The following is a 20414-nucleotide window of genomic DNA, read 5'->3' on the forward strand; positions in this document are numbered from 1 at the left end:
CTCATGTGGGATTTTCGATACCACTTTGTTATCACTTGCCGGTGGCTGCATGCCGGCATGGAAGAATAGCCAAGGCTGGCTTTAGTATGGATTTTTTAACGAGTATCCGAAAGGTGATCACTGTTGCTGGACGTCTTAACCGGTTTCGCCATCATTTTTGTGGTTATCGGCGTGGGCTTCATCATGGCTCGGCGCGGCGTTATCGGCGAAGGTGAGGCGCGCCTGCAGTTCAATCGCACGGCGTTCTGGGCGGCGACCCCAGCGCTGATCTTTTCCAGCGTGGCCACCTCTGACACCTCGGCCTTTGCCTCGCCGGTTGTCGCCGTCATCGCGATAGCTTCGGTCGCCACGATGGCCTTGTATTGGGTGCTGAGCGCGTTATTCTTCCGGCGTAGCGGAGCGGAAACCATGGCCGGCGCGGCCGCGGCCAGTTACTACAACTCGGTCAACATCGGGCTGCCCATCGCCACCTATGTCATCGGTGATGCCACCTTTGTGGTGCCAGCGCTCGTGCTGCAAATGGCAGTCCTCTCGCCCTTCATCATTGCCGGCCTCAACGCCCAGGGAACAAGCCTGCGTTCGATTTTAAGTTCCGTGGTCTCAGGGTTGACAGCCCCAGTGGTCATCGCGGCGATCGCCGGCTTCATCGTGTCCGCCGCAGGCTGGCACGTCCCCGACGTCATTATGGCTCCGCTCGAGATCCTTGGTGGTGCCTCCATCCCGATGATCCTGATGAGCTTTGGCGCCTCACTCACCGGCGACGGGCTGTTAGCCGTTGACCGCCTGCCGACGATTACCGCCACGGTTCTCAAGCTCATTGCTATGCCGGCGATTGCGCTGGCGGCCGGCTTGGCGTTGGGGCTGAGCGGCAACGAGCTCTACACAGCGCTGATCTTGGCCGCGCTTCCGACCGCACAGAACGTCTACAACTATGCCGCGACCTACCAGTCGGGAGAAACGGTGGCGCGCGATACGGTCTTCCTCACCACCTTCCTCTCGCTGCCGGCGATGCTGGGCATCGCGGCTCTCTTCGGGTAGGGCTGGGCCTACCCCTCGAGCTTCTCCCCCAACTCCAGCCATTCCATTTCTAGCTCTTCGCGCTCAGAGGCAATGGCCTTGAGCTCGGAGTCGAGCTTCGCTAGCTCACCGCTGTCCCCCTCACCGGAGGACATCTTCTCTGCAGCCACCGCCATCTTTTCGTTCAGCTTCGCCGTCTTATCGTCGAGCTTGCCCATCTTGCGCTCCAGCGCATTCATCTTCTTGGTCAGCTCGCGCTCTTCCTGGGAGCTCAACCGCTTGGCCGGGGCGGCATCCGCGCTCTGCTCGTCAGAGTTCTTGGAGGCTTCTCCTAAATCAAGGACGCCGCGGGCGGTGGCGGCCTCCATCTCCTGACGGCGGCGCAGGTATTCCTCGATTCCGCCCGGCAGGTTGGTGAGCTTGCCATCCCCAAACAGCGCATAGGTGTTATCCGCGATGCGCTCGATGAGGTAGCGGTCGTGCGAGATGACCACCAAGGTGCCCGGCCACGAGTCCAGAAGAGACTCCAGCTCCTGGAGAGTATCGATGTCGAGGTCGTTCGTGGGCTCGTCGAGAAGCAGCACGTTTGGCTCCGCCATAAGCACGCGGGTCAGCTGCAGACGGCGGCGCTCACCGCCGGAGAGGTCGCCGACCGGCGTGCGCTGGCGCTTGGCGGAAAAACCCAGGCGCTCCGCGAGCTGGGACGCGGACAGTTCCTTCTTTCCTAGGTGAACGTAGGTGGCGACGTCTTCGACGGCGTCGAGAAGCCGGCGCTCCGGATCCAGATCATCGAGCTCCTGGCGCAGCCAGCCCAGGCGCACCGTCTTGCCCTCGATGCGCTTGCCAGCGGCAAGCTCGACTTCACCAGCAAGGGCGCGCAGCAGCGTGGTCTTGCCCGAACCGTTAACACCAACGAGGCCGATGCGCTCGCCCGGCGCCAAGCGCCAGGTGAGGTGATCCACGAGCGTGCGACCGTCCGGGGTTGTGACCTTTGCGTCCTCGAGCTCAATGACGACTCGTCCCTGGCGCTGCTTGGAAAAGGCCATGAGCTCGACCTTGTCGCGCGGTGCGGGGACGTCGGCGATGAGTGCCTCGGCTGCCTCGATGCGATAGCGCGGCTTCGAGGTACGCGCCGGCGCTCCGCGACGCAGCCACGCCAGCTCCTTGCGGGCCAAGTTCTGCCGGCGCTGCTCAATAGCATCGGCTTGGCGGGCGCGCTCGGCGCGGGCAAAGGTCCAGTCGTTATAGCCACCCTCGTAGGCATCGACGACACCGTCGTGCACCTCCCAGGTAGTGGTGGCCACGGTGTCGAGGAACCAGCGGTCGTGCGTGACGACGACGACCGCTAGCTTGCGCGAAAGCAGGTGGCTGGCCAGCCATTGCACACCTTCGACGTCGAGGTGGTTGGTCGGCTCATCGAGCACCACGATGTCGAGGTCTTGAACGAGTGCGGCAGCCAGGTTGACGCGGCGGCGCTCACCACCGGAGAGCGAGCCCACAGGGGTGTCTAGCCCTAGGTCAACAATGCCGAGGCCGCCGAGGACATCGCGCACCTTCGCGTTGGATGCCCACTCGAAAGTCTCCAAGCCCAACGGCTCAATGATGGCTTGGGCGATGGTGAGCGATTCTTCTAATTCAAAGCGCTGGGTCACCACCGCCATGCGCAATTCCGAGTTGTGGGACACGCGGCCCGAGTCTGGGGATTCGATACCGGTGAGAACTTCCAGCAGCGTCGTTTTGCCGCCGCCGTTGACGCCGACGATGCCGATGCGATCACCGGTTTGCACGCCGAGGGAGACCCCGTCCAGCAGGGTCTTAAGCCCAAAGGACTTGGTTACGTTTTCAAGGTTAATGAGGTTCGCCATATCGAGTGTTCATCTTAGTGCCTCGGCGCGGTTACCCCCGCACCATTACCTTTATTGCTATTGATTTTCACTTCCAATACTCTGGCGCACTATGAAAAAAGAACGTCTCGCCCTGTGCGCCGCACTTTCCGCCACGATCCTCACCATGTCCGCTTGCTCCTCCCCTGACAGCGAGGAATCCACGTCGCCCTCCAGCGCTGAAGCCTCCCACGCGCATGCCGAGCACGACGATGACCATGATGGGGAGCACAGCCATGACGGCTTCGAAGCCGCGGAAGGTGAGACTGAGGTAGCTGAGCTGCCAAACCGTATCCTTCTTTCCCACAAAAACGGCCTCACCACGCTCGACGGCGAAACCGGTGAGGTCATCGAGAGCGAAGATCTGAAAGCATTCCTCCGTCTAAGCGATGCCGGCGATAACCGCCACATCATGGTGACCAAGGGCGATAGCTTCCTCACCTTCGACACGGGGCGCATCACCAAGCCCCACGGCGACCACAAGCACTACTACGCGGCGCAGCCGCAGCTTCTCAGCGCAGCCATCGACGCACCGCACGCCGGTCACGTGGTTCACCACGACGGCTTTACCGCGCTCTTCTCCGACGGCGATGGTGTGGCACGGATTTACAAGACCGAGGACATCGGCAAGGAAGACGCCAAGCCCGTCAACACCGTCGAGACAGGCGCTGCGCACCACGGTGTGGCCGTCCCGCTGAAAGACGGCTCCGTGGTCACCACGAAGGGCACGGAAGACGAGCGCCACACCATCCAGCACCTCGACAAGTCCGGCAAGGTCCTTGCGGAAACCACTGAGTGTCCTGGCGTCCACGGCGAAGCTGCCGCCGGCAACGGTTCCCTTTTCTTCGGCTGCGAGGATGGGCCCGTCGTCTTCGACGGCACCGAATTCCACAAGATCGACGTCTCCGCTTACGCGGGCAAGGACGGATACCAGCGCTCCGGCAATTCTGCGGGTTCGGAGGAATCCAACATCATCTTGGCAGACAACAAGACCGACAAGGATGTCGACTTCGAGCGTCCCACCTCAGTGACCCTCATCAATACGGAGGACTACTCTGCCAAGAAGGTTGAACTGGGCGAATCCTATTGGTTCCGCTCGTTGGCCCGCGGTCCCCTGGGCGAGGCCTTAGTCCTCACGACCGACGGCAAGCTCAACGTCATCGACCCGGATTCCGGCGAGGTAACAAAGAAGATTGACGCTATCTCCCCGTGGAAGGAAAACGAGGAGTGGCAGCAGCCGGGTCCGATCCTCAAGGCGGCAAACGGCTATGCCTACGTCACCGATGCGAACAAGCAAGAACTGGTGGTCCTTGACCTCCTCGGTGACCAGGAGCCGCAGCGCTACAAGCTCGACTTCAAGCCCGTGGAGATGGCCGTCCTCTAAGGACCGCTACCTACAGCGCTGGCGCTAGACCAGCGTTGCTCCGGTTGCGGGGCCTGCGGTCACCAGGCCACGGGTTCCGCGGTTATCGGCGCAGACCTGGGCCACCACTTCCTGTGCGGTCTCCTCGTCCTCGCAGAGGAAGGCACAGGTAGGCCCAGACCCGGAAACGATGCCCTTGAGGGCGCCGGCGGCCTCACCGGTGTCGAGAATCTTGCGTAAGTCCGGACGCAAAGAGAGTGCTGCCGGCTGGAGGTCATTGTGCATCACCGCGGCAAGCTCGTGGGGGTTGCCGCCGACGAGGGCTTGGCCCACGGCTTCCGTGTCCAAGTGCGGTGTGCTTCCACGGCCGGCAGCGCGCAGCTCATCCAGCTTGCGGAAGACAGTGGGTGTGGACAAACCCTCCGCATTGGTGATGATTGCCCAGATATAGCGCCCGCGCGAGAGCATCGGGGTCAAGAGTTCGCCGCGCCCGCGCCCCAAGGCGGTGCCGCCCATGAGGGTAAAAGGCACGTCGGAGCCCAGTTCCGCGGCGAGTTCGTAGAGCTTCTCCATGCTGAGGGCTTCACGGCCGAATTCGGTGCTCAAAGCTTGGTTGGCCAAAAGCAAGGCGGCCGCGGCATCAGCGGAGCCACCGGCCATGCCCCCGGCGGCGGGGATGTTCTTTTCCATCGTGAGCGTGCCGGCAGCTGGCAACATGAGGTTGTGAGCCACCAGCTCTACCGCGCGCCACGCCAGATTCTCGGTTGACGCCGGCACACCCTTCGCGTGGTTGCCGGTGACCACCACGCTGCTTTCCTCGCCCCAGCGGTAGCTAATGCGGTCATGCACGTCGAGGGACTGGAAGACCGTAGCCAGCTCATGGAAACCATCCGCGCGGGCCTCCCCCACCCCCAGGTGCAGGTTAACCTTGGCGTGGGCGCGCGCCTGCCAGATCTGCGGGGAGTCGTCTCCTGTCCTACTCATGAGACTTCCGCCAATCGGACGAAGTCCTCCACGCCCAGCTTCTCACCGCGCAGGCGCGGATCGATGTCCGCCGCGCGCAGCGCTTCCTCGGCTGTTGCGGCGGAACCATAGAAACCTGCCAGGGCGGCGCGAAGTGTCTTGCGGCGTTGGGCAAAGGCGGCGTCGATCAGCGCAAAGAGCCGCGGCCGTAGTGTCTCGTCGAAGGGGCGGGTGCAATCGATGCGCACCAACCCTGACTCAATCTTGGGTGCCGGCCAAAACACGTTCTTGCCAATCGTGCCGGCCTGGCGAACCGGTCCATAGAAGGATGCTTTCACGCTGGGGATGCCATAGACCTTGCTGCCTGGCGCGGCGGCGAGGCGCTCAGCTACTTCCAGCTGCACCATGACCAGGACACGACGAATGGATGGATAGACCTCCAGCAGGTGGAGCAGCACCGGCACCGCCACGTTATAGGGCAAGTTAGCTACCAAGGCGGTCGGCTCCCCCAACTCCCCTGCCTCAACGGTGAGTGCGTCCTTCTCCACCACGGTGAGGCGATCCGCAAAGTTGGCTGCCCGCGCCGCCACGGTATCTGGGAGCTTGCCTGCCAGGCGCGGGTCAATCTCCACGGCCGTCACGTGCTCGACTTCACCCAGTAGTCCCAAGGTCAGCGAACCCAAACCAGGGCCGACCTCCACCACGCGGTCCTCCGGTTGCAGGTCCGCGGCAGCCACGATGCGCCGGATGGTGTTGGGATCATGCAGAAAGTTCTGGCCCAGCTTCTTTGTCGGCGTCACGTCGAGCTCAGCGGCGAGCTCGCGGATCTCCACCGGGCCCAGCAAGTGGGGTTGTGTCATGTCATCCAGACTAATACGCAGGGCGCTGAAGCTTTAGCGCAGGCCGAGCTTCGAGGTGCAGGCGGGCCATGCGCCCCAGCCCTGTGCGGCCTGAACCTTCTGGGCCACGGCGATCTGCTGCTCGCGGGAGGCCTGCCAGGCCTGCGGGGCGTACTCGGTGCCGCCAAAGGCAGCCCAGGTCGACGGGGTGAACTGCAGGCCGCCGGAGAAACCGTTACCGGTGTTGATGGACCAGTTACCGGTGGCCTCACACTGTGCCAAGGCATCCCATACGGAGCCCTCAGCAACGGCCGGTGCGGTGGACTTCGGCTTGGTACCGCGCGCGATGACTGCGGCGACGGCCTCGGTGCGCACGTCTTCCTTGATGATGTCGTTGGACTCTTCCGCACCGTTGACCTTCACAATCTTGCGGGTCACGGTGCGCGAGCCTGGGGTGCCCTCCTCGCGGACTTCCTCAGTGCCTTCTTCCAGCTCCGGGTCATCAACGTAGGTAGCTGGTGCGTCGAAGTCCTCCGTCTTCTCCTCTTCGGAGATGTCCACGCGGTCCACGGTGATGGCCGTGCCGGCCTTGACGGGAGCGTCAAGGTCCGGCGACACGCGGTCATCCTTGCCCACGGTGATACCGCGGGCTTCTAGCACGTCCTTCACGGTCTTAGCCGCAACGCTGGCGTAGGACACAGAGCCACCGTCAGAGAGCTTAATAATCTTCGGGGATACCACCTCAAGGTTCATTCCCTCAGTCAGAACCTCATCATCCTCGACGGTCTTGGAACCGGAGGTGATAGCAGCGCCTGGGACGATGCCGTCGAGGCCGCCCAGCAGGTCAGACACGGTGAGGTCAGTGGAGGACATCTTCGTCTCCACGCCATCGATGGTCACCGCAACCGGCTTGGCGGTGCGAACGGTAATCGAGTCACCATCGGAGACCTGCTCAGAAAGCGCCGGGTAGACAACGTCCTCCCCGCCAACGCTCACACCTGCAGCCTCGAGAGCCGCGTTAACATCGCCGGCGAAGGTAGCCAGCTGGGTGGTCTCACCGTTGATGTCGAGCGTGATGTCCTTCTGAGAACCGACGGCAACGACACCACCCACAGCCAACGTGCCGAGCACACCGCCGGTGGCCATGCGCAGCGGCAGGGAGCGGGAGTTGTTGATTCGCTTGATCTGCTTCTTCGGGGACATAAACCTTTACTCGTCTCTGCATTGCTTCGTGCCCAGAGAGGTCTTTGAACTCTCCTCAGCACCTGACGTGGCGTGCGAATGCACGCCAGCCGGCAACATCAAGGCCGGACTAACTTTGGATAACGATACGGTAACAGAGCGTAACGATCGAGACGTTCTTACACGCCGCCACCACTGGCAACACACTCGTCACACCAAACACGCGCGCCACCGTTGAGCAGCACCTTTGCTTTGAGTGAAGATCATCACACTCCGAAGACCTCGGCGAAGGTTTCAGCCACCTCTGCGGCCAAGTCTTCCACTTCTTGGCCGCGCGCCTGCGCCACGCAGCGGTACGTATGACCAATCAACGAAGGTTCATTACGCGCACCACGGAAGGGCTCCGGGGTCATGTACGGCGCGTCCGTCTCAATGAGCAGCTGCCCGGCTGGCGCGAGCGCTGCGGCTTGACGCATCTCCTCGTTGCGCTTGAACGTCACGTTGCCAGCAAAGGACAAAACGTAGCCACGCTCCAGAGCCTCCTTGGCCACTTCAAGTGGCGAGGAGAAACAGTGCAACATGACCTTCGGCACTTGAGCGCACTCCCCCAGCACGCGCATGAGCTCCTCATCTGCCTCGCGATTATGGATCATCAGCGTCTTGCCCACCTTCGCCGCCAACTCGGCGTGCCAGTGAAGCGCTTCCTCCTGGACGTCAAGGGGTGCAGTTCGTTCCGGCTCATGATAAATCCAGTAGGTATCCAGACCCGTTTCCCCGATGGCCACGCAGCGCGGGTCCGCAGCCATTTCGCTCAGGCGCGCACGGGCGGCCTCGTCGAGTTCATGCGCCTTGGTGGGATGAATAGCGCAGGCCGCGTACACGTTGTCGAATTCCTGCGCCGCGGCCAAAGCCTTCTCCGCCTCCGCTAGGCCATCGCCCACGGTGACGATGCGCTCAACACCTGCGGCACGGGCACGCTCAACGAGGTCGGCGTCAGCGTCGCGGCAAGAGGCGAGGTGCGTGTGGGCGTCGATAAGCTGGCTCAAACCTTCGGCGGGAACGGGCATGGGGCGTGGCTTCTTCTTAGACATGGCTGCGAGTGTAGTCTTGCGCGCATGATAATCCGTGAAGCGACGGACGCCGACGTCCCCGCAATGACCGCCACCTTAAACTGGGCCATCCGGGAGACCCACTTCATCTTTCGCAGCGAACCCGCCACAGTGGAAGAGCGCACCGAGTATCTCCACCAGCTGCGCCGCGAAGCCTGTCCTTGTTTCGTGGCTTTCGATGACGATGGCGCGTACTTGGGCTGGGCACTCTACCGCCCCTACCGCGATCCTAAGGTGTGGCTGGGCTGCTACGAGACGACGATCTACGTTGATCCCACCGCCCACGGCCGCGGGGTAGGCACGCGCTTGCTCGATGCAGTCGTTCAGCATGCCCGCGAGGCGGAGCAGGTCCATACGCTGCTGGCACTCATCGTGGCGGACAACGTCGCATCCATCAAGTTGCATGAGAAGTTCGGCTTTGCCACTGTAGGAACGTTAAAAGAAGTCAGCCGCAAAGCTGGGCGCTGGATAGACCTCACCCACTTGCAACTCATGGTTTAAGGAACATCATGCACGTACGTCCCGCAGAGCTTGCCGACGCCCCCGCAATCGCCGCCATCTATAATGCCGCCTCCGCCGCGAAGCCGGCCACCAACCTAGTCACGTGGCAGGAGTCCGTCGAGGACCGCGAAAAGTGGCTCGCACAGATGGAGGAGGAAGGTTTTCCCGTCTATGTGGCGGTGGACGATGACGAAATCATTGGCTGGGCCGCCTACTTCCAGTTTGTCACCCCAGCTATCTACTACGGCACGGCGGAGGATTCCATCTATATTGCGGAGTCCGCACGGGGCAAGGGCGTGGGCAGCGAGCTCATGGACACGCTCATGGACCACGCGAAGGAAAATGACTACGTGGAGACGATGATTACCTACATCGTGGACACCAACGAGTCCTCCATTGCCCTGCACAAGAAGTTCGGGTTCGTGGAAACCGGCCGCATGCCCAATATCCACACCAAGGACGGCGTGCGCCTCGGGCTGGTGCACCTGCAGCGCGACTTCGACCGCTCCTAAAGCGGTTTGATGGCCACTAACTCAGGGAGGCGCGTGCCAGCCGCCCCACCACCAGTGACGGCACTGCCATTGTTGCCAAAGATCTGGCCAGATCCCGCGGCGAGGCGAGAAACTTTGGCAACAACGGCGACTTCGGCTTGAGCAACTCACCCTGCGCTACGCGGTCACAGACGGCAAACGCGTTAAGCCGGCGCTGCCTGAAGCGGCACAATATCGTCCAGCTCGGCAAGAATTTTGTCCTCTGCGACATCCAAGTCGTAATGGGTCTGCAACCCCAGCCAGAACTGTGGGGACATTCCAAAAAACTTGGCAAGGCGAAGAGCCGTATCGGCGGTAATAGCCCGCTTTCCGTGGACGATTTCGTTAATACGTCGAGGCGGGACCCCTATCGAAACAGCGAGCTTGTGCTGGGTAATCCCCATTTCCTTAAGAAAATCTTCCATCAGGATTTCACCTGGGTGCACTGGGGGGAGCTTTTTAGTGGTAGTCAACGATCTCAACCTCCTCTGGCCCTAAAGCGGTCCACCGGAAGCAGATCCGCCATTGGTCATTGATACGAATACTATATTGACCCCGCCGATCGCCCTTCAACGCTTCGAGCCTATTCCCCGGAGGAATCCGAAGCTCATCTAGCCTCTGCACATAGCCCAATTGCCTCAGTTTGCGAAGAGCTACCGAGTGAATACGTGAATCTATCGAGGACACCCTCTCTCGATTCCATAAGCGCTCTGTATCCCTATCCGCGAACGACTGAATCATAAATGCACCATACCCCCCATAACGCGACACGTCAATAACGCGAGGCGTTAACTCTAACTAACGCTGCAATACAAAAGTTACCGCAACTAAGGAGGACCCCGCTAGGCAGCGAGCTCGTCGTCAATGTAGACCCGCCTAGTCGCGCGCAAACCCGCCATCAGCATGCAAAGGCTGAGCACCATCAGCGCAATCAGGACGGCCGTCCAGTTACCGGTAGCGCCGCGCACAACGCCCACGAAAAGCGGCAACAGCCCCGCCAAGATGTAGCCGCCCGGCTGCACAAAACCGGAGAGTCGTGCGGTCGTCAGCGCACTCCGAGTGCGGGCGGTGAGCAATGCCAGAGCCAGTGGGAAGCACATACCGCCGATCCCCATCATGCAGGCCCAGGCGAGCGGGGCGACGTCGGCAGCCACAAGGACCCCACCCCACCCAGCACAGGTGCACAGCGCCAGCACAATCGGTACGGGTGTTAGGCGGTCCAGGCGAGAAATTAGCCAGGGCATGATCACGCCGCCGGCGATGTTAAAGACACCGATGACAGCAAGTGCCACACTGGCGGTATCCTCACTCACGCCCTTCTCTACCAGCATGCGCGGCAGCCAACCCATTTGGACATAGGCCATGGAGGACTGCAGCCCGAAGAAAAAGAGCATGGCCACCGCCGTGGGCGAAGTGTACATGGGCTTTGGCGCGCCGGCACCGTCGATCGCCCCGTGGGCGACGTCCTTGCCAGCCTGCGGCAGAACCACTATCCACGCCACCAGCTGCGCGATGGCGGGCAGGCACCAGATCCACAGCGCACCTTGCCACGTGCTTTGCATCACCGCGGACAGCGGGCCAAGGGCGCTGGATACGCCCAGCATCGTGGTGTAGGTGGTCATCAACGCCACCAGCGTGCGGCCCGAACCATGTTGCTTGATCCACGCGGGAAGCAGAACGTTGGCTAGAGCGATGCCGCCGACAACGCCCAGGGTCAACGCAATAAACAGCGGGAAGCTGCTCACCCACGGACGCAGCGCCAGGCCCACCACTAGGGCCAGCGTGCCGCCGGCCAAGGTACGGCTGAGCCCGCCCCGCCGAGCAATGGGCACGGCGGCCAAACCCATGGCCGCGAAGCACAGCCCCGGAAGTGCGGTAAGCAAACCCGCCTGGCCGGAGCTGATTTCAAAGAAATCTTGGATTTGACCCAGCACCGGCGCCACCGACGCGATGCCCGTCCGTAGGTTCAGCGCGGTCAGGCAGACAACAACAAAGAGTAGGACGGGCGCCAGGGAGCGCCGAAACGCCGAGCCCACGCCTTTACTTCTGAACCGGGGCCCACTCCGGGCCGGTCTCACCAAGCTCCGGGTCGAGCTTAGCCACCAGCGGCTTCGGCTTCTGCAGCGTTGTACCCGGCGTAATGTCGACACGCTTCCACGCAGCCTGCTGCGCCGCGTAGTCACCGGTGATGATCGGGTACGGGTGATTCTCCGGCGGGAGGTCTACGCCAACGAGTTCGACCGGCATATCATCCACCACGTCTTCAATGCGCGGCTGTGCGGCCCAGACGCCCTCACGTCCCAGGGTCTCGTGCACCTTCTGTGCGGTGAAGGGCAAGAACGGGGTCAACATTACGTTGCAGTCGGAGACCACCTGCAGTGCGGTCCACAGCACGGTGGCCAGACGCTCGCGCTGGGTTTCATCCTTGGCCAGCTTCCACGGCTCCATCGCCGCGACATAGGCATTGGCCTCGCCGACGACGTGCATGATGGCGGTCATGGCCTGCTTGAACTTGGACTGCTCGAGGAAATTCGCGGCGGTGGTGAAGGTCTCCTCCGCCAGTGCCAGGATGTCCTTGTCTGCCTGCTCCAGCGCGGCCGGGGCCGGGACCTCGCCGAAGTTCTTGTGGGCCATCGACACGGTGCGGTTGACCAGGTTGCCCCAGCCGTTGGCAAGCTCGTTGTTGATACGGCGCACGAACTCATCCCAGGTGAAGTCAGTGTCATTGTTTTCTGGGCCGGCAACGGCGATGAAGTAGCGCAGTGCGTCTGGGCCGAACTCCTCGAGGAAGTCCTTGACGTAGATAACGACGCCCTTGGAGGAGGAGAACTTGGAGCCGGACATGGTCAGGTATTCCGAAGACACAATCTCCGTGGGCAGGTTGAGCTCACCGTAGGTGTGCAGCTCACCGCCCTTGGAGCCCTTGCCCGCGTAGCCCAAGAGCTCTGCTGGCCAGATCTGGGAGTGAAAGGTGATGTTGTCCTTGCCTTGGAAGTAGTAGTGGCGTGCCTGCGGGTTCTGCCAGTAGTCCTTCCAAGCCTCCGGGTTGCCGGTGCGGTGGGCCCACTCGATGGAGGAAGACAGGTAACCAATCACCGCGTCGAACCACACGTAGAGCTTCTTCGCGCCGTTATCCTCCCAGCCTTCGACCGGAATGGGAATGCCCCAGTCGATGTCACGGGTCATGGTGCGCGGGCGCATATCCTCCAGCAGGTTGAGGGAGAACTTGAGAACGTTGGGACGCCAGTCCTCGCGCGTCTTCAGCCACTCTTCGAGGACGTCCTTGACCGCAGGAAGATCCAGCAGGAAGTGCTCGGTATCGATGAACTTCGGGGTTTCGCCGTTGATCTTGGACACCGGGTTGATGAGATCTACCGGATCGAGTTGGTTGCCGCAGTTATCGCACTGGTCACCGCGCGCGCCATCGGCACCACACAGCGGACAGGTTCCCTCGATATAGCGGTCAGGCAAGGTACGGCCCGTGGACGGCGAAATGGCGCCCTGGGTGGTCTCCTTAATCATGTAGCCGTTCTCGTACAGCCCCTTGAACAGCTCCTGCACCACCGCGTAGTGGTTGCGAGTGGTGGTGCGGGTAAAGAGGTCATAAGACAGGCCGAGCCCAGCCAGGTCGGTGACAATCTGGCGGTTGTAGCGATCCGCCAATTCACGAACCGTCACGCCTTCCTTATCCGCCTGCACGAGCAACGGGGTGCCATGCTCGTCGGTACCGGAAACCATGAGGACGTCGTTGCCACGCATTCGCTGGAAACGGGCGAACACGTCGGAAGGAACACCGAAACCCGCCACGTGTCCGATGTGGCGGGGTCCGTTGGCATAGGGCCAAGCAACATTAACGACAACTGTCTCAGTCATGGCCCCTACTCTATCGAACACCCCCTCACCGGCAATGCAGTGAGGGGGTGTATGAGAGAAATGCTCGCGCCAGAACTAGTTCTTGTGGCTGTGCTGGCGGCGGCGGGCCTTGTAGGCCTGTTCGCGCTGGAACTCGCGGTGCAGGCGACGCTCACGCGCCAGCTTGCGCTGGAAGGCCTGGGACTCGCGGTACTCGCGGTAAATTACGTCGTTGCTCAAGTCCTTGTAAATAGCGAACATGAGGCCGACGAGGATGAAGAGGAATGGCAGCGCCGCCACGATGGTGACGTTCTGCAGGTTCGACAGGGCATTCTCGCTCGACAGCAGCAAGGTCAGGCCGACAGCCGCAGTGAGCACACCCCATGCCGCGGACAGCCACGGCTTGGCGGTGGTAGCGCCAGACTGGGACATCGAGCCCATGACTGTCGACGCCGAGTCGGCCGACGTAATGAAGAACGTGGCAAGGAGCAGGGCGGCGACGATGCCCGCGATGAAACCACCGGGGAGGTTCTGCAGCAGGTTGAACAGCTCCTGCTCGGCAGACTCACCGGAGATGGAGTTGCCGTTCTGCTCCATGTGGATGGCGGTACCGCCGAAGATGGCAAACCACACCGTGGAGACACCAGCCGGGACGAGAAGCACACCAACGCAGAACTCGCGGACGGAACGGCCGCGCGAAATGCGGGCGAGGAACATGCCCACGAACGGCGACCAGGAAACCCACCAAGCCCAGTAGAAAATGGTCCAGGTAGATAGCCACTCGCCAGCGTTTCCGTTATCGGACTCAGCGGTACGAGCGATCATCTCGGTGAAGTTCGCCAGGTAGTTACCAATGGAGCCTGGGATCTGGTTCAAAATCGACACGGTTGGGCCGAAGACGAACACGAAGATGGCCAGCAGAGCCGCCAAGACCATATTGGTGTTAGAGAGGTACTGAATACCTTTGCCTACACCCGACATGGCCGACAGAATAAAGGCCAAGGTCAGCACGAGAACGATGCCGATGACGACGTTCTGCGTGGGGTTCTCAATAATTCCGGAGGCCTGCAGGCCTGCCTGAATCTGCATCGCGCCGAGGCCCAGCGAACAAGCGGTGCCAAAGACGGTGGCGAAGATGGCCAAGATATCAATGATCTTGCCTGCGAATCCGTCGGCGGCGCGCTGGCCAATGAGCGGCACGAAGGCCTGGCTCAACAACTGCTTGCGGCCAATACGGAAGGTGGAATAAGCGATGGCAAGCCCCACGATGGCGTACACGGCCCATGGGTGCAGGGTCCAGTGGAACATGGCCGTGGCCATTGAGGTTCCTACCTCATTCTCACCATGGCCCGGAACGCCGTTCTTAAAGTAGTTGAGCGGCTCGGAAGCACCATAGAACATCAAGCCGATGCCCATGCCGGCAGCGAACATCATCGCAATCCAAGAGACCGTGGAGAATTCCGGTTCCTCGTTAATCTTGCCCAAACGAATGGTGCCGAACTTCGAGGCCGCAACGCAGATAACGAAAACCACAAAAATGGTCCCGAAGAGCACATAGGCCCAGCCAAAGTTATTCACCACGAAGCTCAGAGCATTGCTGGAGAAGGAGGCAAAGCTCTCTGGAGCGGCCAAGCCCCATGCCACAAAGGCGGCAACGAGCAGGCCGGCGATTCCCACAATGGTCCAGTCGATCGGTGAATCAATGCCGCCTGGGCCAAATTTCTCGTCCTCTTCCTCCTCCACTGGCGCGGGAGCCGCCTCAGGATTGAACGCCTTGTTGGTGAGCATATCCTGAAGCTGGCTCGTGGCCGAGGAAGCCTCGAGGCGCTCGTCGACGGTGCGGTATTCCTCTACCGCGGCCGGCGAGCTCTCGCCTTGGGGCACAGCCGAAGACACCCCCGTATCCTTTACATTGTCTGCATTCGTCGAGTCTGTCATACCTCCCGACCTTGGTGCTGTCTCATCAACTAGTCAAACTAAAACGGAAACAAAAAGACTATTCACCACATGCATTTCGGGCATATAGCGTTCCTAAAGCGTCTCTCACGAGCTTCTTTGAACGACCGCTATTCCACCGCAGCTGCCGAATCTGTACCGCAACTGTGCAGCTTGCCAGCTTGTTCGGAGGCATTTCCGAGGTATGGCATCCCTACCGCGCATGCCGCGGCCACGCCGGGTCACATAACGATGCCATAACGATTGGCCCAAAAGAGACGGGCATCACCAGAATTTATTGTTAAAGCTCAGCCGCGCGCGGCGAGGTATGCATCATAGAGTTCGCGGTTGGACCACTCGGTTCCCGCTGCTGCCTGCTTGCAGGCATCCTTGGCCCGCACGCCCCGCTCAACCTCCGCACGGACCTGCTCCACGAGGGTCTCCAACGACACGGGTGCGGCATCCCCGCCCTCGATGACGACGGTGATTTCACCCCGCGCATACTCCTGCGCCCACTCGGCAAGCTCGCCCAAGGTGCCACGCTTGATTTCCTCATAGGTCTTCGTTAGCTCGCGACAGACCGCAGCGCGGCGCTCCGCGCCGAGGATCGCTGAGGCGTCGCCAAGCGTCTGCGCTAGACGGTGCGGGGATTCAAAGAAAGCAATGGCACGACGCTCCCCCACGAGGGACTCCAGCCAGGCTTTACGCGGTCCGGGTTTGCGCGGCGGGAAGGCATCGAAGAGGAAATGCCCCACCCCCAGTCCGGAAAGTGCAAGCGCAGTCGGCACCGCCGAGGGCCCCGGAAAACAGGTCACAGGCACATCCGCTTCCACCGCAGCGGTGACGATGGAGTGCCCAGGATCGGAGACCAGCGGCATGCCAGCATCCGACACCACGAGAACCGTGCCCGTCCGGGCAGCGTTGACGAGCGCGCGCGAGCGCTCCTCTTCGTTGTGGTCGAAATTGGAAACCACCTTGCCGCGGATCTCTACCCCCAGCGCCTGGGCCAGGTTACGAACGCGGCGGGTGTCCTCCGCAGCGATCACATCCGCGTGGCCCAACGCCTGCATCAATCGGGCAGAAGCATCACCGGGATTTCCCAGCGGCGTGGCGGCCAGGATGACTCCACGCGGCAGGGGTTCAAGCTGAAGACTCATACCCCCAGCATGGCACACGCACGCTAGACTCTTCCGCGTGAGTATCGCTATCCCTACTGATCGATCTGGCCACACCAGCCGCGCGCGCGTCCCCGCCGCCCGCGGCATCCATACCCGGCCAGCTCCCCCTGCTCCCCGGCACTACACCTGGACCAAGGCCGACACGATCAGCACCGCTATCATCGCTGTGCTGGCATTCATCACGCGGTTTGCAGGTCTCACCGCACCGGTCTCCGAGGGAACTCCCGTCTTCGACGAGAAGCATTACGTGCCGCAGGCATGGGATATGGTCACCAGCTGGCACAACCTCTTCCTCGGCGGCATCGAGTCCAACCCGGGCTACGGCCTGGTTGTGCACCCACCGCTGGCCAAGCAGATTGTCGCGATATCGGAGGCCATCTTCGGCTACACCCCACTGGGCTGGCGGGCCATGGCCGCGCTCTTTGGCGTGGGCACCGTGCTACTCACCATGGCGCTGGCACGCCGCTTGTCCGGTTCCTGGCAGGTGGGCTTCCTCGCCGGCCTGCTCGCCATGTGCGACGGCGTGCTGCTCGTGGCCTCCAAGTTCGGAATGCTTGATATCTTTCAGGTCTTCTTCATTGTCGCCGCCGCCTGGGCCTTGGCGCGGGATCACCAGCAGATGCGCGAGCGCCTGCACGCCGCCTTCCTGTCAGGCACGATGGGGGACTCGGACTTCGGCCCACGATTTGGCTTCCGGTGGTGGCGTTTTACTGCCGGCGTTTTCCTGGGTCTAACGCTGGCCGTGAAGTGGTCCGGCCTGTACTACATCATGTTCTTCGGTCTCATGAGCGTTTTCTCGGATCTCGCTCTGCGCCGCTTGTATGGTGTACGCCGCTACATCTTGGGCACGCTGGTACGCGATACCCCAGCAGCCCTGGCCTCACTCGTTGCGGTCCCCGTAGCCCTGTATGCGTGGTCTTGGCGCGCCTGGTTCGCCGATGAGACCGCCGTCTACCGCCACGCCAAGGTTGACGGCACGATCGAGGATGGCTCTTGGCTGCTCCACCTCCCCGAGCCTCTTGCCGGTTGGTTCTACTACCACTCCTCTGTGCTGGAGTTCCACGCCTCCTTGACCTCCTCAGGTGGCCACAGCCACCCCTGGGACTCCAAGCCATGGGCTTGGCTGGTGGCTGCACGCCCCATCCTCTACTACTCCTCCACGGACATCTCTTGCGGAGACGGCGGATCCTGCCGCAGGATGCTGTACCTCTTTGGTACCCCGGTCATTTGGTGGCTGGTCATCCCGGCGGTGCTGTGGGGACTGTGGTCCTTGCTCGTGCGACGCAACCGCGCCTTCCTCATCCCGCTCGTGGGTGCCGCGGCGGGTTTCCTGCCCTGGCTCATGGTCTTCGACCGACAGATGTACTTCTTCTACGCCACGGCGTTCATTCCGTTCGTCATCGTGCTGATCTCCCTGGCTTTGGGGCAAATGATTGGACGTGGACGGGTTCTGCAATGGCGCTGGCTCACGGAGCTTTTTGGGGCCGCGATGCCGCTGGGCACCTTCCTTACCGTATGCTACGCCGCGCTCGTCGTGGCAATGTTTGCCTACTTCTCCCCGATTCTCTACGGCTACCTCATCCCGGATTCTTGGTATCACTCCATGATGTGGCTACCGTCCTGGACCTAAGCCCCTGGCCCTACCCCCTCTGGCCCAAGCCACTTAGGCTTGGGCCCTTAGACTCGGCCTCGTAGACGTGGCCTTTAAGGCTTAGCGCGGGTTAGCGGACAACGTCCTATACACGTCCCGTAGCAAGAAGCCCCGGTCGGCCGCCCACGCCCACCCCAGGCTGGCCGTTGCGAGACCGGTGCCGATGAGGATATAAACCTGCTCCGCGACAACGCTGCCCAAGGCAAAGTCGCGCATGGTAAAGCCGCACAAGAACGCGAATATCGTGCAGACCACCGGCAGCAATCCAGGCGCTGAGGCTGGGCGCCAGGCAGCAAAAACTAAACCGCTCGCCAGGCCGAAGCGCAGCGCCGCAGCCTCCATCAGAAGGTGTGCGCGCTCCGGGTCGGCCCCTTCCGCGAGGGTTCCTTCACTGCCCAGGGTGGTCAAGCCGGAAGCACTGACGACGACCACGATCGCCCAGATCAGAAACGCCACGGCCAACACTCCGAGAGCTACCCGAGCCAGCGTGAGCGATGCCTGCCGCGCGCTGGAGGCCCGCTGCCACTCCGGCTCCACGCCAGCCAGGATGACTTCCGACAAGTCCTGCGGCGGGAGGCCCTCAGGTTCCACGAGGCTCAGTGAGCGAGACAAGGCCGCCGCCTTCTCCCGGAAGGCGGCACACTCCGGGCAGCCGGAGACATGCGCGTCAATGACATCGGGCGCCAGCTGCGGGGCTTCCCCATCGAGCTGCGCGGAGATCGCCGCTTGCACCTGCTCATGCGTCAGCACGGCTCAACACCCCATCCACACTCGCCCGGCCGGAGCCGAAGACAACGATCATGAGCAGCGACACGATGAGAACCAGCGGGTACTCGATGCCACCATCGGCGGCGAAGAGGCCATTGCCCATATGCACGAAGTACAACGCACATGCCATAAGCAGCGCCAATGCCCCTGCCACAAAGGTGGTGAGCAGGCCGACCACGAGGGCCGCCCCGCCCAGCATCTCTGCGAAGGCAGCCAAGTACGCTGAGGTTTGCGGCTGCGGGACGCCCCATGCGGAGAATTGACCGGTTACCTCGTCCATACCGCTAAAGAACATCTTGTCCACACCGTGCGCGACGAAGATAACTCCCAGCACCGCGCGGAAGATGAGCAGCGCGGCATCGCGTACGGCGGGTCTATTCATGGTTCATAGACTACCCTGGATGACCACCTCCCTCCGAAAGGACTCCCCTCCTACCATGCACATGTGGACCTCGCTGGACACTCCGCTCGGCCGTCTTCTCCTTGTCTCCTCTAAGCGGGGTTTGTCACGGGTGTATTTCCCCGGTGAATCCCCAGATCTCAGCGGTCTGCAGCGCCTCCCCGATGGCCCTACCAGCGCCCGACACCCCAGTACTGCGAATGCTGGTGTTGCGGGGGCCGACGCTCTCGTCGCCGCTGCCCAGCAGATCACCGAATATTTTGCGGGCACGCGCAGGGACTTTGAGCTGCTTCTCGACGTCCCCGCATCCCCGCACACATTCCGCGACCGCGCGCAACGTGCGCTGCGCGCTATCCCGTTCGGCGAGCGCTGGACTTATTCGCGCCTCGCTGGCGCCGCCGGTAGTGCGCAGGCCGCCCGCGCTGCTGGAAGCGCCTGTGCTACGAACCCGCTTCCCATCGTGGTGCCGTGCCACCGCGTCGTTCCGGCAAGCGGCGGCCTCGGTTCCTATCGTGGGGGCACAGCCGCGAAGCAGATGCTGTTGGAGCACGAGGCCACGCTCTGCGGCACGAGGCCGTGAGAGCCGTGGGGAACCAATGAGCGGATTCTGCAGTCTAAGAAGGCATGACTAGTACACAGATGGCAAACGATATGAGACTTGTTTATGACTCCGCGGGGCTTGGCCGCCCCGCCTGGGCAATGACCTCCCCGCTTCTCCAAGAGTATTACGACACCGAATGGGGCATGCCCGTCCATGAGGAATCCGCCCTGCTGGAACGCCTCTGCCTGGAAGGTTTCCAGGCCGGGTTGAGCTGGGAACTAGTGCTGCGCAAGCGCGAAGCCTTCCGCGCTGCCTTTGTGGGCTTTGATGCAGACCTACTGGCCAGCTTCGGGGAGGAAGAAGTCGAGCGCCTCATGAACAATGCGGGGATCATCCGCAACCGTCTGAAAATCAACGCGGTGCTTAACAACGCGAAGGCCACGGTGGCCTTGCGGGAGACAGGCGGGCTCGATGAATTCATCTGGAGCTTCCTGCCCGCTGACACGATTGCGCCGGAAAGCGAAGAGGATATTCCAAAATACACAGAAGAAGCCTTGGACATGTCCAAGGCTTTGAAGAAGGCCGGCTTCAAGTTCGTCGGCCCGGTGACGTGTTTCTCCCTGATGACGGCCATCGGGATGGTTGACGCCCACCTAGTAGGCTCCCATCGCCGCGGCACATCCGGCATCTGGCCGGCCTAGG

20 protein-coding genes are annotated in these 20414 nt (G+C 61.9%); 7 read left to right on the plus strand and 13 right to left on the minus strand.

Going from position 1 to position 20414, the window contains the following annotated elements; translation table 11 throughout:
- Positions 1 to 123 precede the first annotated feature (123 nt).
- Positions 124 to 1038, plus strand: a complete 915-nt coding sequence (locus HMPREF2807_RS02865; protein ID WP_046646938.1) for an AEC family transporter — start codon at positions 124 to 126, stop codon at positions 1036 to 1038.
- Between the two features lie 8 nt (positions 1039 to 1046).
- On the opposite strand, the gene HMPREF2807_RS02870 is transcribed toward HMPREF2807_RS02865, so the two are convergent.
- Positions 1047 to 2882 carry an ABC-F family ATP-binding cassette domain-containing protein gene (locus HMPREF2807_RS02870; protein WP_070510389.1) on the minus strand — a complete coding sequence of 612 codons (1836 nt, stop codon included), beginning with the start codon at positions 2880 to 2882 and terminating at the stop codon, positions 1047 to 1049.
- Between the two features lie 91 nt (positions 2883 to 2973).
- On the opposite strand from HMPREF2807_RS02870, the gene HMPREF2807_RS02875 reads away from it, so the two are divergent.
- On the plus strand, positions 2974 to 4284 hold the full coding sequence (locus tag HMPREF2807_RS02875) for an NHL repeat-containing protein (protein ID WP_070510391.1): 1311 nt from the start codon (positions 2974 to 2976) through the stop codon (positions 4282 to 4284).
- A gap of 24 nt (positions 4285 to 4308) precedes the next feature.
- On the opposite strand, the gene HMPREF2807_RS02880 is transcribed toward HMPREF2807_RS02875, so the two are convergent.
- The 4 genes from HMPREF2807_RS02880 to HMPREF2807_RS02895 all read right to left on the minus strand — a co-directional run bounded on the left by HMPREF2807_RS02880 (position 4309) and on the right by HMPREF2807_RS02895 (position 8338).
- Positions 4309 to 5247 carry a 4-(cytidine 5'-diphospho)-2-C-methyl-D-erythritol kinase gene (locus tag HMPREF2807_RS02880; RefSeq protein ID WP_046646939.1) on the minus strand — a complete coding sequence of 313 codons (939 nt, stop codon included), beginning with the start codon at positions 5245 to 5247 and terminating at the stop codon, positions 4309 to 4311.
- The gene (rsmA, locus tag HMPREF2807_RS02885) at positions 5244 to 6086 is read right to left on the minus strand and encodes a 16S rRNA (adenine(1518)-N(6)/adenine(1519)-N(6))-dimethyltransferase RsmA (protein WP_070510393.1); all 843 of its coding nucleotides are present in this window, start codon (positions 6084 to 6086) and stop codon (positions 5244 to 5246) included. Before rsmA ends, HMPREF2807_RS02880 begins: the two co-directional genes overlap by 4 nt.
- Before the next feature lie 33 nt (positions 6087 to 6119).
- Positions 6120 to 7268 (minus strand): resuscitation-promoting factor, encoded by a 1149-nt coding sequence (locus tag HMPREF2807_RS02890; protein WP_046646941.1) that lies wholly within the window; start codon positions 7266 to 7268, stop codon positions 6120 to 6122.
- Positions 7269 to 7513: 245 nt separating this feature from the next.
- Positions 7514 to 8338, minus strand: coding sequence for a TatD family hydrolase (locus HMPREF2807_RS02895; protein WP_070510395.1), 825 nt, complete (start codon positions 8336 to 8338; stop codon positions 7514 to 7516).
- Between the two features lie 24 nt (positions 8339 to 8362).
- Here HMPREF2807_RS02895 and HMPREF2807_RS02900 point away from each other — a divergent pair, with 24 nt between their 5' ends.
- Together HMPREF2807_RS02900 and HMPREF2807_RS02905 are read left to right on the plus strand one after the other, a co-directional pair.
- The gene (locus tag HMPREF2807_RS02900; protein ID WP_080975046.1) at positions 8363 to 8857 is read left to right on the plus strand and encodes a GNAT family N-acetyltransferase; all 495 of its coding nucleotides are present in this window, start codon (positions 8363 to 8365) and stop codon (positions 8855 to 8857) included.
- An 8-nt stretch (positions 8858 to 8865) separates the two neighbouring features.
- Complete coding sequence (locus HMPREF2807_RS02905) at positions 8866 to 9369, plus strand: GNAT family N-acetyltransferase (protein WP_046646944.1); 504 nt, start codon at positions 8866 to 8868, stop codon at positions 9367 to 9369.
- Between the two features lie 182 nt (positions 9370 to 9551).
- Here HMPREF2807_RS02905 and HMPREF2807_RS02910 read toward each other — a convergent pair whose 3' ends face one another.
- The 6 genes from HMPREF2807_RS02910 to rsmI all read right to left on the minus strand — a co-directional run bounded on the left by HMPREF2807_RS02910 (position 9552) and on the right by rsmI (position 16331).
- Positions 9552 to 9812, minus strand: coding sequence for a HigA family addiction module antitoxin (locus HMPREF2807_RS02910; RefSeq protein WP_046646945.1), 261 nt, complete (start codon positions 9810 to 9812; stop codon positions 9552 to 9554).
- A 34-nt stretch (positions 9813 to 9846) separates the two neighbouring features.
- Positions 9847 to 10128, minus strand: a complete 282-nt coding sequence (locus HMPREF2807_RS02915) for a type II toxin-antitoxin system RelE/ParE family toxin (RefSeq protein ID WP_046646946.1) — start codon at positions 10126 to 10128, stop codon at positions 9847 to 9849.
- Between the two features lie 101 nt (positions 10129 to 10229).
- Complete coding sequence (locus HMPREF2807_RS02920) at positions 10230 to 11423, minus strand: MFS transporter (RefSeq protein ID WP_049154223.1); 1194 nt, start codon at positions 11421 to 11423, stop codon at positions 10230 to 10232.
- Between the two features lie 4 nt (positions 11424 to 11427).
- A complete protein-coding gene (gene metG / locus HMPREF2807_RS02925; protein ID WP_049154222.1) occupies positions 11428 to 13260 on the minus strand; it encodes a methionine--tRNA ligase in 1833 nt (610 codons plus the stop codon).
- A 75-nt stretch (positions 13261 to 13335) separates the two neighbouring features.
- Positions 13336 to 15177 carry a BCCT family transporter gene (locus HMPREF2807_RS02930; RefSeq protein WP_049154220.1) on the minus strand — a complete coding sequence of 614 codons (1842 nt, stop codon included), beginning with the start codon at positions 15175 to 15177 and terminating at the stop codon, positions 13336 to 13338.
- A gap of 305 nt (positions 15178 to 15482) precedes the next feature.
- A complete protein-coding gene (gene rsmI, locus HMPREF2807_RS02935) occupies positions 15483 to 16331 on the minus strand; it encodes a 16S rRNA (cytidine(1402)-2'-O)-methyltransferase (protein WP_049154218.1) in 849 nt (282 codons plus the stop codon).
- Between the two features lie 43 nt (positions 16332 to 16374).
- Here rsmI and HMPREF2807_RS02940 point away from each other — a divergent pair, with 43 nt between their 5' ends.
- On the plus strand, positions 16375 to 17982 hold the full coding sequence (locus HMPREF2807_RS02940; RefSeq protein WP_369799706.1) for a dolichyl-phosphate-mannose--protein mannosyltransferase: 1608 nt from the start codon (positions 16375 to 16377) through the stop codon (positions 17980 to 17982).
- Positions 17983 to 18063: 81 nt separating this feature from the next.
- Here the strand turns inward: HMPREF2807_RS02940 and HMPREF2807_RS02945 are convergent, their stop codons facing one another.
- Together HMPREF2807_RS02945 and HMPREF2807_RS02950 are read right to left on the minus strand one after the other, a co-directional pair.
- Positions 18064 to 18753: a zf-HC2 domain-containing protein gene (locus tag HMPREF2807_RS02945; protein ID WP_046646951.1), complete on the minus strand. Its 690-nt coding sequence runs from the start codon at positions 18751 to 18753 to the stop codon at positions 18064 to 18066.
- On the minus strand, positions 18740 to 19153 hold the full coding sequence (locus tag HMPREF2807_RS02950) for a DoxX family protein (RefSeq protein ID WP_046646952.1): 414 nt from the start codon (positions 19151 to 19153) through the stop codon (positions 18740 to 18742). The genes HMPREF2807_RS02945 and HMPREF2807_RS02950 overlap by 14 nt, the downstream gene beginning before the upstream one ends.
- A 19-nt stretch (positions 19154 to 19172) precedes the next feature.
- Here HMPREF2807_RS02950 and HMPREF2807_RS02955 point away from each other — a divergent pair, with 19 nt between their 5' ends.
- Together HMPREF2807_RS02955 and HMPREF2807_RS02960 are read left to right on the plus strand one after the other, a co-directional pair.
- Positions 19173 to 19751 (plus strand): methylated-DNA--[protein]-cysteine S-methyltransferase, encoded by a 579-nt coding sequence (locus HMPREF2807_RS02955; protein WP_232751606.1) that lies wholly within the window; start codon positions 19173 to 19175, stop codon positions 19749 to 19751.
- A gap of 44 nt (positions 19752 to 19795) precedes the next feature.
- Complete coding sequence (locus tag HMPREF2807_RS02960; RefSeq protein ID WP_046646954.1) at positions 19796 to 20413, plus strand: DNA-3-methyladenine glycosylase I; 618 nt, start codon at positions 19796 to 19798, stop codon at positions 20411 to 20413.
- Position 20414: the final 1 nt, after the last annotated feature.

Source organism: Corynebacterium sp. HMSC074A09, from assembly GCF_001811545.1.
Taxonomy (GTDB): domain Bacteria; phylum Actinomycetota; class Actinomycetes; order Mycobacteriales; family Mycobacteriaceae; genus Corynebacterium; species Corynebacterium hiratae.

What these genes read in the sequence shown, in the direction of transcription:
- HMPREF2807_RS02875 (WP_070510391.1), top strand. Translation starts at nt 2,974, where the DNA reads ATGAAAAAAGAACGTCTCGCCCTGTGCGCCGCACTTTCCGCCACGATC.
- HMPREF2807_RS02930 (WP_049154220.1), bottom strand. Translation starts at nt 15,177, where the DNA reads ATGACAGACTCGACGAATGCAGACAATGTAAAGGATACGGGGGTGTCT.
- rsmI (WP_049154218.1), bottom strand. Translation starts at nt 16,331, where the DNA reads ATGAGTCTTCAGCTTGAACCCCTGCCGCGTGGAGTCATCCTGGCCGCC.
- HMPREF2807_RS02915 (WP_046646946.1), bottom strand. Translation starts at nt 10,128, where the DNA reads ATGATTCAGTCGTTCGCGGATAGGGATACAGAGCGCTTATGGAATCGA.
- HMPREF2807_RS02870 (WP_070510389.1), bottom strand. Translation starts at nt 2,882, where the DNA reads ATGGCGAACCTCATTAACCTTGAAAACGTAACCAAGTCCTTTGGGCTT.
- rsmA (WP_070510393.1), bottom strand. Translation starts at nt 6,086, where the DNA reads ATGACACAACCCCACTTGCTGGGCCCGGTGGAGATCCGCGAGCTCGCC.
- HMPREF2807_RS02890 (WP_046646941.1), bottom strand. Translation starts at nt 7,268, where the DNA reads ATGTCCCCGAAGAAGCAGATCAAGCGAATCAACAACTCCCGCTCCCTG.
- HMPREF2807_RS02960 (WP_046646954.1), top strand. Translation starts at nt 19,796, where the DNA reads ATGACTAGTACACAGATGGCAAACGATATGAGACTTGTTTATGACTCC.
- HMPREF2807_RS02910 (WP_046646945.1), bottom strand. Translation starts at nt 9,812, where the DNA reads ATGGAAGATTTTCTTAAGGAAATGGGGATTACCCAGCACAAGCTCGCT.
- HMPREF2807_RS02955 (WP_232751606.1), top strand. Translation starts at nt 19,173, where the DNA reads ATGACCACCTCCCTCCGAAAGGACTCCCCTCCTACCATGCACATGTGG.
- HMPREF2807_RS02880 (WP_046646939.1), bottom strand. Translation starts at nt 5,247, where the DNA reads ATGAGTAGGACAGGAGACGACTCCCCGCAGATCTGGCAGGCGCGCGCC.
- metG (WP_049154222.1), bottom strand. Translation starts at nt 13,260, where the DNA reads ATGACTGAGACAGTTGTCGTTAATGTTGCTTGGCCCTATGCCAACGGA.
- HMPREF2807_RS02905 (WP_046646944.1), top strand. Translation starts at nt 8,866, where the DNA reads ATGCACGTACGTCCCGCAGAGCTTGCCGACGCCCCCGCAATCGCCGCC.
- HMPREF2807_RS02950 (WP_046646952.1), bottom strand. Translation starts at nt 19,153, where the DNA reads ATGAATAGACCCGCCGTACGCGATGCCGCGCTGCTCATCTTCCGCGCG.
- HMPREF2807_RS02900 (WP_080975046.1), top strand. Translation starts at nt 8,363, where the DNA reads ATGATAATCCGTGAAGCGACGGACGCCGACGTCCCCGCAATGACCGCC.
- HMPREF2807_RS02895 (WP_070510395.1), bottom strand. Translation starts at nt 8,338, where the DNA reads ATGTCTAAGAAGAAGCCACGCCCCATGCCCGTTCCCGCCGAAGGTTTG.